Here is a 12803-nt window from a genome sequence, read left to right on the forward strand (position 1 = left end):
TTTGTGGTGGCCTATAATCCCAAGGAAGCAGAAAAGGAAAAAAAGCAACGTGAACGCCTGATTCAGGATCTGGAGACGGCTCTGGAAGAGCTGCATCAGTTGCCAGAGAAAAAGCATACGAAAGCGGCCTGCGCCTTGCGATCTCACAAGTTATATGGCCGGTATCTTCGCCAGTTGAAGGATGGACAGTTAAAAATTAACCGGTAAGCGCTTCGCGATGCGGCACGTTATGACGGCAAGTATCTGATCCGGACGTCAGATGATTCCCTGTCTGCTGAAGAAGTGGCCCTGGGCTACAAAATCTAATCGCCGTAGAAAATGGCTTCCGAACATTAAAATCCACCCTATGCCTTCGTCCCATGTATCATCGGGTCGAAGATCGGATCAAAACCCATGTTTTGATGAACTGGCTGGCCCTGCTTTTAATCCGTCTGGCCGAGCTCAAAACCGGTGATAGCTGGCGAGCACTCAGACGCCTCATGGATCAACTGGTTTTAGGCAAATTTTTTTCTAAAAACGGTGCCTTCTATCAACGGACAGAGCTCACTGCGAAACAGTCACAAACCCTGAAGGATCTAGGGATCAAGGCCCCTCAGAAGATCATCAAAATGGATCTAAAACCATAGACACACACCAGGGGAAACCAAAATCTCGAAAAGAGGCATCATCACGCCATTTTTTTGGGATTTCGTGTATCTATGACTGTCGAACTCGAGCTCCAGCATATAAGAAAACGCATCCTTACATTTTCATGAGTGGTGGTGTCCCGCACCCCTCAAAGCGGGACATGGGCGTTTTATACGTTCAGCAAGCCCCAATTAATATTCTTTTGTTAAATTTCGTTAAAGCAGCATAACTTACAACTATGGCATATGGAATTTTCATTTTCAAATTTCTTTAATCTACACATAACTACGTCTGCAGACTCATTACAAGTACCAAGAAATTTTCTGGCATGAAAACACGGATAAATATTTCCATCACAATTTATTATCAACCTATCATTTAAATGTCGGCAATTTTTAATTTTATGCCCTGAAATTAAATAATTTAATAATTTCCAATGAAAATCATTTTTTTCATTAAAAACCTTATCAAATATTTTTTTAATAGGATATAAATGTATTTCTTCAGCATCCCAATTATAAGCACTATTGGGACTATTATAAATGACATCCAGTTCTAATTTTGCATTTTGTTTAGTAGCATATTTTAATACTTCATCCATTCGATAGACATTAAACCTAGTCAATGCGCAAGAGAAAACTATATTATTAAAATCACGACTTTTTAACATATCTAAATTTTTAATAAGTTTATCATACCCGCCTCGATGATCCTCAACATATTTTCTATCAGGACAATCTACAGAAATATACAAATACGCATTCGTTTGCTTTAACCACGTTATATCTTCTTCAGATATCAGCGTTCCATTAGTATATACTGAAATGGAATTACAATATTTTTTCGCTGCAATTGCAAGTTGACACAATCCTTTATAGAGGAATGGTTCACCTCCAGTAAATGAAATTCTATCTATTTTTTTGGTTATACAAAGCCTATCTATAAAATCCAAAAGGTTATACTTATTAATATATCTATAGCTTTGCTTGTAAATATTAGTTTCATAATAACAATATTTGCATTTTAAATTGCACGTATCGTTAACTATAACGCATAATTCAGAAATCATTAGTTTTATTCTCCATTCTTATTGATTTTGAGTTTAGGATACTTATTTTTTTTTCAAAATCATAATTATATATTTTTCTTAATAACAAACAAATTTTTCCGTAGTCCCATATTTGATTAGCGTTTTCCATTGTAATTAAAAATTTTTTTAATTCTTTATTATTTTTTAGACGAGTTCTATAAAACATTTCCCACACCAATACTCCAGCACAATATTTATCTTTATCACTAGGAAGGGATTCAATATAGTGATCTCTATATTTTTTGTATATTCTTTTACTAAATCTCCATTGTATATACAATAATTGCATAAATTCCGTTAGGGTTTCACACATAAATTCATCTTTAAACTCAATCGTAAAACCTATCAACTGATGAAATATTTCATGTATTACGTATTTAAAAAACATAGCCATTGGACTTTTTATTAATTTTTCATTTAGCAAAATAATTTCTTTATATGCCAATCCTAATGAGTTAATATCTTTTGCTATGTAAATATCCACATTAGCATTTGATTTAAAAAGCCCGAAATATTCAATAAATTTTGCTAATTCCAAATTTAATTTATTTTGAAAGTTGGAACGGCAAACAACCGATTTCTTAATACAAACAAGCTTGTCAAGTAGCATTTGCTTATCTATAATGAGCATCTTATATATGTCGTTTACATGGTTAAAAATAAATTTTTCATGGCATTCAGAGCATATCATAACTTTATAAATATAGTTTCTATTTTCAGGATATGGTATATTTAGTTTAGGGATTGCAATATATAGCGTTCCATATATTTTATATCCAATATGAATGACTCCAGTGTAATATACGGTTAATACATTATCTATAATATCATACCGAACATTGAAGCATTTTTCGTTGACGCAATAATCTACAATCAATGAACTATTGAAAAAAAATCTATTTCTTGGGTTCTTCTCACTTATTTCGATCTCAAAACATACATCAATTTTCCATATGTTATAATATTTTTCAATTTTAATTTTATATAAATTATTATTCATCTTTGTCTCCAATTATGGATTATTATCGTATTACTTGCTCACAAATATATGACTATTGCGACGGTTGTCAAACCTTATTGAGAATTAATAACTTTCCTATGAATTTTATAGTATACTTTGAATAATAAAATTCAGAAAATATTATTTATACCTGCAGTGTCAATAAGGATATTATTGTTTCGTGTTTCGTAACAGATAAAATTAGTAATAACGATGTCAAAATGAATATTCATTTCAATCGTGCCGCCAAAATCTTTATTACTGCCAAATCCAAAATGACAAGTTCCTAATGACTTTTCCCTACTTGTTAAATTTACAGTTGGTAATATGTTTTCATTAGTTCCAATCCCAAATTCTGAAATTGGAACATGTGTTATCTGGTGATTTTTTACTATAACGCCGTTTCTAATAGTAACTATATTTTCATTTTGCTTAAGTATTCCATTAGCAGTGTAAGCTTTTATCGGAAAAAATATTTCTCCATATGGAAATTGTAGAATTTTTTCTTTTATCATAGATACAGCATCCTCTCTTACCGCAATACTGTTCTGCAATTCAAAATTTATACTCGTCCCTTCTCGAGTAATAACAGACAAATTTTTACACCCGTAAAATAGATTGCTAATTTTTCTGTTACGATTTATTAACTTAGTATCATTAATACTAAATATTCTTTTTTTATCTTTCCATTCACTATTCCTGCCGAAATCTAAGTATATAACTTTATTATTTCTTTCGAGTTCATGAAAAATATAGTCCAAATTAATCCCACCAATGTCAATCTCATTAATAACTATTATACATTCACAATGAATCACTAACTGGTTGATACTTTCTAAGATAGAACAATCTACTCCTTTAGCTTTTTTCCCCCATGAGCGAATTTTTTTCATATAATATAAATATATGTCTTTATGACAATTACTATATAAAATGGTAATTCTTGAATAGTTGTTTATATACTTTTTAATATCGTACATTTTGATTATCAACTTTTTTTATCAATATTTTTTTTATAAATATTAAAATGTACAACAATGCTATAAACTGGCTTATCCCTGCTAGTAGCCATATAACCTTATAGCCTAATTGTTCAATTAACATTCCAAATATTAACGTCAACACAAAACCAACTCCGGAGTTAATAGCAGTGATAGCAGAGGTATACGTACTTCTTTTTTCACTTTTAATTAAATCTTGCATCCAAACACTTTTATTAGTTTGAATAAGCTGAAGCCCAAATTCAAACACTAAAATCAAGAAAAAGTATAATAATATATTACTTTTTGCAGTAAAAATCAAGAATAATGAAATAGCACTCAATATTTCACCATAGATAGTCAAATTAAAATTCGATATTTTTTTTACGACTATTCCTGAAAAAAAACTAGCAAGTGCTTGAACCAACATAAATATAACCAACATAATTCCAATCCACTCATTTTTGATTTTAATTACGTTTATTGCATACAATTGCCATACTAAAAGGAACGCAGTTAGTGGCATACTATCGATAAGATAATAGCCCAATAGATGAATCATAGTTCCATCCTTAAAAAAGTTTTTTGTTGATGTAACAATTTCTTTTACAAAATAATGTTCAAGTCGTTCTCCATAATTATCACTGAAAAAAGCAGATACCACTAATGCAACAATGATCGCTGTTAAGCCTGCAATAATAATTGCCAAAGATACATTAAATAAATTAGAAATAGACGCTAACATTGCTCCAGCTGCAGCAAAGATTGATATTATACCATTTAATATTGGCACCACTCTGTTCTTATAAGAATCTTTATTAATTTCTTTTAGTTTATCGATATACCACGCTTGGGGCGATCCACTTATTAGAGCAATACCCGCCGATGAAATCAAAGTGAAAAGAGAAAAAGAGATTACATTCTTCGACAATGCAAATCCGATAAGTCCTACTCCCCAAATAATAAAACCAATGGATGTTATTTTTTTACGTCCAAAAATATCAGCAAGGTTTCCACTAGGGTAATCAAAAATTGCTAAACTAATTGAACTAATTGCCATTACAGTACTAATTTCAAAGGCATTCAAGTGATTCTGATTCATAAGAATTATATACGCCGCACCATATATCATGTCAATAAAGCTATAGCTACATAACACATTCCCCAAAAAGAATGAATATCGTTTTTCTATATTCATTAGTTACTCTCCTTTAACACATCTATAATTTTTTTTATTCTCCTTATACTCACTTGTTCATACGAGTAGACCGCATTAAAGTCCATTATATTTTGATATAGATAATTTATGTCTAAAATTAATTTACTATAGTCAATACTCAATTCTGTTTTAATTAATGCAACTACAATTCCAAGTCCCAATATATAGTCAATTGATTCGAACGGATTTTTATATACTTGAATTATTAAATTTTTTGCTTGATTTTCACTAACATTTAAAACATTTATGACGTTATCGATACATTGCTTTACATTTTTTCCGCTTGTATGTACAAACATTGATGCATATGCAAGTTCAGCAATAAATTTTAATTTATTTATAAATGCACTTCTTACATCTATTGAATCACTTTTTAATGACACCAAAAATTCAGAATATTTGGCCCATCCTTCATCAATCACTTTATTACCAATAATGCGATTAATTTTACGAAAATTCCTTCTTAGGAGATCAGTATATAAATGTCCCGGATAAATTTCATGCGCAATCTTAAGTAAAATATTATTTTCTGTTAATTTGATATTTCGGTTTAAAAAGACAAAACTATCATCTTTTTCTGTATTTATACACATATCAGCTACATAGACAAAATTAAGCGGCACATTGTAACATAGTATATTTTCATTATTTGCGTATCTCAAGTTATTTAATAATCTATTCTTTTCTTCGGAATTAATTGAGAACAGTTTAAAAATTTTATTTAAATTAGAATATAAAGTTTGTGGTGTTATTTGTTTTATACTACTTTTATCAGGAATGTATTCCCAATTTTTTATGTATTTTAATAAATACACCAAGTCATTAATAACTGTATCACTCTCCATTTGTACACCAGTTTCTAATAATAAATACTTTTCAAAATTAGATTTTCCCAGTGGAATCCAAAATGGGCTTATTGCTTTTGTAAGCATCATTTTATTAATGAATTTATTTGAGAAAATCTCGATTTCTTTATAGAATGATTTTGGAATTATATCCATAGAATCATATACTTTCTTAATCGACATCATTTCATATTTTATCCGCGAAATAGTATCAAAACAATCTAATACTCCTGTTTTAAAAATGGCCGCTGATAAGTATTCATCAACTTTTCTCAGAGAATTGGCAGCCATTTCTATATTATCGGGCAAATAAAATCTTTCAAAATAATATTTCGGGGTTCTCCAATTAGCAGAAATAAAACTTAATGAACTGTCAATCCAACGCTGAGGTTTGGTATGTAACTCTCGTAAACAAAGTTGTTCCATTTCTCTTTGTTTAAATGCTCTTATTAATAATGTATTATAAAAAGGTGATGTGCCGTATTCTAACTTTTTCTTTGCTTTTAATAAAACATCCTCAATTTCCTTTTCATCAAAAATGATATTATTATTAAAAACATGTCCATGATGTACAGCTAACACTGGAAATAAACGATCAATTAGCTGACAATATATATCCATTTTATAGTCAACATTACTGTTTAATTCCATAGTGAACAACTCCCCGACTGGTCGTAAGGATATAGCATAACATCCTGAATATAAGATTGTTCCAGTAATTTCCAAATTAGTCGTTCCCACCCTATCCCTATCGAAAAGACTGGTGGTACACCCGATTTTAGAGCATTTATAAAATATTTATAATTATTATTTTGCAAGTCAAACATATGTATGCTTTCCAGAAATTCATTGCAACTACACACTTTTTCACTTCCACTAGCCATCTCATATCCGTTTAAATTTAAATCAAGAGCATATGATCTTTTGCCTTTTTTTCTGGTAAAAAGATTTTGGCTAAGACCGTTAATTCCTGCTTTTGTATTTTCAATATATGGAAAATCTTCTACCCAATAAAAAAAATATCTTGGTATTTGATTTTTCTTATATTTCTCTACCACAACTTTTATTCTGTCAAATAAATATTTCGTCTCATTATCTGTGATTCCTTGAATTGCTAGCCATGTAAATTCAGAGGCATTTAAAATGCCCTTTTTACACAATTCATCTTCTACTAACTCATAATTTTTATTAGTTTTTCTAGTAACGTAATGTAAATTACCAATCAAATATTTAACATGTGTAATTTTGCATAAAGCAAAGTATCCTTTCATATATTTATTTAAGAAATTTTCTATATTCAAATATGGAATATTTAACAAATTGATATTATCGTTATCAAATTCTCTAATTTTTGGGCTATAGTAAAATTTAAATCGCATGTCTGGACGATCTGTCCCATATTTCTTTTTTAATTCGTTATATTTATAAACGTTAAACGGAGTCTTAATTTCAATATTGTGAGTTGACTTTACTAAAGCTTTCATTAATCCTTCAATTAATTTTTTTCCGTTCACATTATCCATAAAAGCTGCAGTAATTGCCAACTGTGTAAACTCAACTAGCGAGTCAGACCTAGCGCATGAGTTCTCTTGGGGAAGCCTGAAACATTTAGCAAACTGGTAATTCCTTTCTATTCCAGAAATTGAAGATATCAAATTTATAATATTTGGTGACTGTAAAAGATTATACCTTTCTTCTCCTGTTAGAGGATTTTTTATAACCCACTCAAACATCCCATATTCTTTGACAGATTTCCATAACAAAGGAACATCCGTTTCTATGAACTCTTGCTTATTTAAATATTCCCTAACAACTTGCTTTAACAAATTACTATATTTCAGTATATTTATTCTATTATCTTTCAGATTCTGATTAAATAATAAATTGACTTTACTTTCACTACAATAACTTATTACATTTATTTTTTTTGCATTAATTCCATACTTTTCATTTTTATATTCGCCTTCAATTTGCAGTACTGTTCTATACGGATATATTGGGTTAGCAAAAATTGGAACATCTCCAGTTATATCATGCAAAATAAAACTGTTTTGCGCTGTACTTTTAACCCAGCCCATCACTATTAACTTTTGATTTGGGCTAATATTCTTTATAAAAGTTCTCATTGATTATCCCCCTTGTATTCTTGAGCTTAGTAGTCATTGGCCCGGGTACGCGTGATATCCTTTAATGTTCATTGGCTCGGAATTCCTATCGGATCGGTCAGATCCTTCAAAATTCCATCGACGTCATTCTGGCCGGTTACACCTTCATCATCGCTGGACTAAAGAAACAAATTCAAAGTCTAGACCGGTTACACAGCCGGCACGATCGCTGAAATCTTCTAAACGACTACCTACTAAAGCAAGTGGGTTCAGACATAAATGTCTGCGACTTAAAGTCGCTGCTCAAGACTGAAGTCTTCTGAAAGGCCTTGTGCTCAAGGCACACTTGAATTCTGAATGAACTCAGTCATCAATCTTGAAAATATCGTCCTTGACTTTGTTCGACTGGTTGGAAATATATTTTCGAATGATTTCTTCTGTCACGTTGCCGACCGTTGCACAGGAATAACCTCTAGACCATGAGTGCTGACCCCAGTATCGCGTTTCTTAAGCTCCGGAAACTCATCTTGCAGAAGCCTGGATGAGCGTCCTTTCAGATACTGCATGATTTTACTCGGTGCTAGGCTTGGTGGACAAGCGATCAGCAGATGGATATGCTCTTTTCCCACACTGCCCTGAAGAATGGCTATTCCTCGTGCTTCACACCCTTGCCGGATCAGCTCGCGCAACCGAATAGCAATCTCACCTCGCAGTACCTGATACCGATATTTGGTCACCCAGATCACATGATGCTTGAGATCCTAGACCGCATGACCGTTTTTCTGATAGCCGTCCATACTTTTCACCTCTGGCAAAAGTATGGACACGAATAGATAATGCTAAAGGCGGTGGGTTTAACCCCCGCTTTTGGAAACTAAATTGATTACTATAAAAACGAAGCACAATTGGACCAAATATGCGAGTCTGTGCTGGAAAGTGTCTCAATCGGGCGATTTTCGAACCGGACGAACGTCGTACACCTCTACCGGAGATGAATACCTTCGCTACTACTTAATAAAAGCTGCAAATTCAGTCATGTAATACGATCCGCTTTAGCGGGCGTACTACCAAAAGAAATTTGATGAAGTGCCCGAGTTTCGCCATAAACGTGCACTCGTACTAGCAACCTGGATTCCCGCATCTCCACACTATGATTTGCCAAAAGTGGTTGGAGAAACTGATTTTACAGGCGCTTTTGAGTTTTCTCATTGCCTCCTAACCTAGTGATGTATGAAGTTACATCACTAGGTTAGGAGCTGCTCGGCAGAAAATACGTTGCCTATGAAATACGAATATAAGTAAAAAATTTAATAGCATTGTTCGTATTTAAGACTATAATCAATTGGAAATATGAATTTGCAATCTCTTGTATAGCTATTCCTAAAGGAACCTTGTTTCTTCGGCAGACCCATAGTGATGTATAACGGGGATCTAGGTAGCAAGCAAGAGAACTGGTTCAACTAGTAGACGTGCTGCTCTTAGACCACCTGATCTACATGCAAGGGAGACGAACTAGTTGGCAGTAGATCAGCCATCACTCCTTTCACGTCTTCAAATTTTCGAAAAATGATGAAGGCTTAGTTTTGTGTTATCTCTTTCTCAAACAAAGGGACGTAATTTCAAAAATTAATCCTTTTCTGAGCTTTGCATATTGCCATCGAGTAAGTAGTGCAGACTGTGCCATGTTTTAGAGCATGGTGTGCCAAGTAAAGAGCCATGGTAATTTTGAGCGAATTTTGTCTTTCCCCTTCCGATAATTAGGGAGTATCTGATTTCTTGGAGAACCTTTCAAGGGTTTTAGGCTCCGCCCTCCCTACGGTCGCCCTGGACAGACCCCCAAAGGAAACAGGTCTCAAGGTTAGGATGGGGAAGGCCACCAAATACCCACCTTAAATTTTATAAATATGTGTCTTGACAATGGGGTCCACTTTACTATTCTTTGTCCGAAGTAACTCAGAAATATGGCACAAGTGGATCTTTACGATGGCAATACACAAGCTTGACATAACACTACAAACTTATTCAATAGTTTTAAAGGAAACACTGTCATTTTTTAATTCAATAAATAATTGTTAATTATTAAATCATTAAAAAGTATTTTCTATAAAAAATATTATTCTTACTCTGCCATGTTTTGTATTGCCCAAGGTATCATGGTTTTAAAAAATTTACATTTTTCAATATTATTCTTCCCTTCAGAAAGTAATCTTTCAATACTACATCCTCCACCACATATATTTAAACCGGGACATTTAAAACAGTTTTGATTAATATCATCTTCAAAGTGCCACTTAAGGTACTCTTCATCCATAACAAACTCATCAAAATTAACAGTGCATCTCTCATCACATTCAACAACACATTTTGAAATACGTGCATCACTTGTAACAAAAATTCCCCATGTATTAATATCTTCACCGTAAGTCAGATTCATGCAAGAATTAGTTTGAGGTATCTTACTATTTATGAGGAATACTATATTGTTAGCTGGATGATTCAAAGTAATATTGTGTTCAGTGCAATATTTCCAACAATCCTGCATAGCCTTTGCAAATTTTCTACCATCAACTTGCCACCCATCTTTAGTTGGCTGCGGTGTATTTATACTAATCTCTTCACACTTTAAATTTTCTGCTAAATATTTAATAATTTTCCCGAAAATCTCCATATTTTCGTTAGTTGGAGTAACTACAGCTCCTAATCTGCCACCAGCTGCTTTATAAGTAATCATTCCTTTTACCACTCGATCAAAACTACCGTGCCCAGCAGCGTCTATTCGGTTCCTGTCATTGATTTCTTTCCATCCATCGATGCTAAATGAAATTGAAATATTATTTTTCAAAAAATACTCTGCCATTTCTTTTGTCATCAAAGTGCCATTTGTAACTATCTCTTCGCGGAACGATATAATTTGTCCGTTTTCTTTGCATTGTTGCAATAGACTATGACATTCCATAATTTCATTAAATTTTAATAGCGGTTCTCCACCAAAATACTGAATTACTGGTTGCTTATTATTTGGTATCTCCAAAAACCATTTCATTATTTTAATTAAATCATCGCGTCCCATCTTACCTTTTTTTTCAAAAATACTATTAACAAAACAATACTTGCAACGCAAATTACAATTCTCAGTAAGCGAAATACGCATAAAACCAATTGTATTTTTTCTGATCTTTTGAGCACACTTTCGTCTAACTTTTCGTCTTTTTCTTTCCTCTGAAATTTCATCAATTTTGTCGTCTATCAAAAAACCTTTCTGAGCAAATAGTTCAAATTCGTTGTTTTCTTCTTGATCATTTTTGTTACTTAGCTCATTCATAAATAAACCATATGCTTTTTTATCTGCGGACAGCATGTTCAAATTAGATGCATTAAAAAAAATGTAAGTACTTTTCTTTTTGTATATATGTGTAAAAATAGATTTAACTAGAGTCATTTTTTATTTCCGATATTACATTATTGGTTATATCGGTTGATCAATTGTTAAAGTAATCTATTAATGTTAATAAATAATATTTATATTTATTAACACTATTATTACAGCAGATTTATTACTTGTATTTTCTGTTATGGCAAGTAGCACACTCTTCGAATTTTTCAATCCCTAATCATATCGTTGGGGTATCGAAGAAGGTATAAAAAGTTATTCTCCATGTAAAAGTACCTGCTATAATTTCGACTTTAAAAATTGATCTTTCTCCTTTCATTAAATAATAATATATTTTATTGTTACACAATACAAAATAAACATTCAATCTATTCACCGAATTGGTCATTATAATTAGTTGGAGTACATTCGCACCTGTTCATCCTCTTCTAACGTCATCACACATTTTTAAAATGCGCACCCACAAAAGCGGCTGCGCAACAACACAAATGCCAGCAGTAGATAGTCATAGTTAAGACTAAAGTCCACTGAAAGAACGACACTAAATACAAATTTCAACAAGAAATAAAACCCTTTCTTTAATTTTTAATATTATATCCTCCTAATTACGATAATAATAAACGATTTTCTTCGCGGCATTACCGCAAGCCCATATAAATAACCTTGCTACAATATATGCCGGTTCTAAGGCTATTAGCTCATTCTGTTGCAGTATATTATCAAACACGCCTTACATTACTGGTGTCTAATGCAGTGATCCTAGTACAATACGAATTACGTTCATTTCCACAGTACACCTGTTTGGTACTTGACTGCGATATTTTGTCACCCAGATCACATAACGCCTGAAATTGTACTGCATATTAAATCACCGTTCATGCCCCTTCACCTTGAAATAATTCTAAAAGCGTATTCCATGTGAGCTTGGATATGAAAATTCAAAAAAATCATTGCTCGTTATTAAAGCTTTTAATTGTCGTCTTATCTCATAATTCATACATACATATACATATACTTTGATATTGCCTTTTCGAAAAATGTGAATTTAAATGTGAAAAGAATTCTTAGAAGTTGTTTTAAATTTTTGAGGAATCATTCTTGGGTGTTATTTTAATTTTTCTTGATAAATTTCTACTTCGAACTATTGTTTACCTATACATCAATCTAATTAGTTTATACTATTCATTTCTCTATCTAGCAATTCTAGTATTAACATTTAAGCAATTAAATTCCACGCAATCTGCATTATTTTTAAAAATCAAAGACAAATTGGACTAAAACAAACCCCGTTAGCAAGTTTCGTGAACTGCAGTTTCTTCTTTTGATTCTTTTTTCATTTCTTCTTCCATTGAGGCCAATAAATCCTTTTCAAATTTTTCTATTTCAGCATCTGCACTCAGGACTGTTGCCGATCTGGAACGTTTGCACACATCGCCATACTGTAAGTAATCCACTGCAATTTTACTTTCTTTCAACATTATTATCATCCTCTCAAAAAATAATATTTCTTTCAGCATTCGTTATATCACTTTACCATATCATTGTC

Annotated in this window: 9 protein-coding genes and 2 pseudogenes; 2 read left to right on the forward strand and 9 right to left on the reverse strand. The window is 32.2% G+C overall.

All coding sequences use genetic code 11. The annotated features are described in order from the left end of the window. Nucleotides 1-626: pseudogene (locus NIE88_RS22660) on the forward strand (IS1634 family transposase); the annotation flags it as partial. 206 nt (nt 627-832) lie between these two features. On the opposite strand, the gene NIE88_RS21175 reads toward NIE88_RS22660, so the two are convergent. The 7 genes and pseudogenes from NIE88_RS21175 to tnpA all read right to left on the reverse strand — a co-directional run bounded on the left by NIE88_RS21175 (nt 833) and on the right by tnpA (nt 8612). Then, nucleotides 833-1696, reverse strand: a complete 864-nt coding sequence (locus tag NIE88_RS21175; protein WP_253065499.1) for a radical SAM protein — start codon at nt 1694-1696, stop codon at nt 833-835. After that, nucleotides 1686-2717 (reverse strand): hypothetical protein, encoded by a 1032-nt coding sequence (locus NIE88_RS21180; RefSeq protein WP_253065501.1) that lies wholly within the window; start codon nt 2715-2717, stop codon nt 1686-1688. The genes NIE88_RS21175 and NIE88_RS21180 overlap by 11 nt, the downstream gene beginning before the upstream one ends. A 131-nt stretch (nt 2718-2848) precedes the next feature. Beyond that, nucleotides 2849-3697, reverse strand: coding sequence for a M29 family metallopeptidase (locus NIE88_RS21185; protein WP_253065503.1), 849 nt, complete (start codon nt 3695-3697; stop codon nt 2849-2851). Beyond that, a complete protein-coding gene (locus NIE88_RS21190) occupies nt 3684-4895 on the reverse strand; it encodes an MFS transporter (protein ID WP_253065505.1) in 1212 nt (403 codons plus the stop codon). The genes NIE88_RS21185 and NIE88_RS21190 overlap by 14 nt, the downstream gene beginning before the upstream one ends. Further along, nucleotides 4895-6412: a hypothetical protein gene (locus tag NIE88_RS21195; protein ID WP_253065507.1), complete on the reverse strand. Its 1518-nt coding sequence runs from the start codon at nt 6410-6412 to the stop codon at nt 4895-4897. Before NIE88_RS21195 ends, NIE88_RS21190 begins: the two co-directional genes overlap by 1 nt. Continuing rightward, nucleotides 6403-7887: an amino acid--tRNA ligase-related protein gene (locus NIE88_RS21200; RefSeq protein ID WP_253065509.1), complete on the reverse strand. Its 1485-nt coding sequence runs from the start codon at nt 7885-7887 to the stop codon at nt 6403-6405. The genes NIE88_RS21195 and NIE88_RS21200 overlap by 10 nt, the downstream gene beginning before the upstream one ends. 342 nt (nt 7888-8229) lie before the next feature. After that, nucleotides 8230-8612: pseudogene (gene tnpA / locus NIE88_RS21205) on the reverse strand (IS200/IS605 family transposase). Nucleotides 8613-8802: 190 nt separating this feature from the next. On the opposite strand from tnpA, the gene NIE88_RS22925 reads away from it, so the two are divergent. Then, nucleotides 8803-8907 carry a hypothetical protein gene (locus NIE88_RS22925; protein WP_373689471.1) on the forward strand — a complete coding sequence of 35 codons (105 nt, stop codon included), beginning with the start codon at nt 8803-8805 and terminating at the stop codon, nt 8905-8907. Between the two features lie 1078 nt (nt 8908-9985). Here the strand turns inward: NIE88_RS22925 and NIE88_RS21210 are convergent. After that, nucleotides 9986-11188 (reverse strand): radical SAM protein, encoded by a 1203-nt coding sequence (locus NIE88_RS21210; protein WP_253065511.1) that lies wholly within the window; start codon nt 11186-11188, stop codon nt 9986-9988. A gap of 1358 nt (nt 11189-12546) precedes the next feature. Further along, a complete protein-coding gene (locus NIE88_RS21215) occupies nt 12547-12735 on the reverse strand; it encodes a hypothetical protein (RefSeq protein WP_253065521.1) in 189 nt (62 codons plus the stop codon). Nucleotides 12736-12803: the final 68 nt, after the last annotated feature.

The organism is Sporolactobacillus shoreicorticis, assembly GCF_024125445.1.
Lineage (GTDB): Bacteria > Bacillota > Bacilli > Bacillales > Sporolactobacillaceae > Sporolactobacillus > Sporolactobacillus shoreicorticis.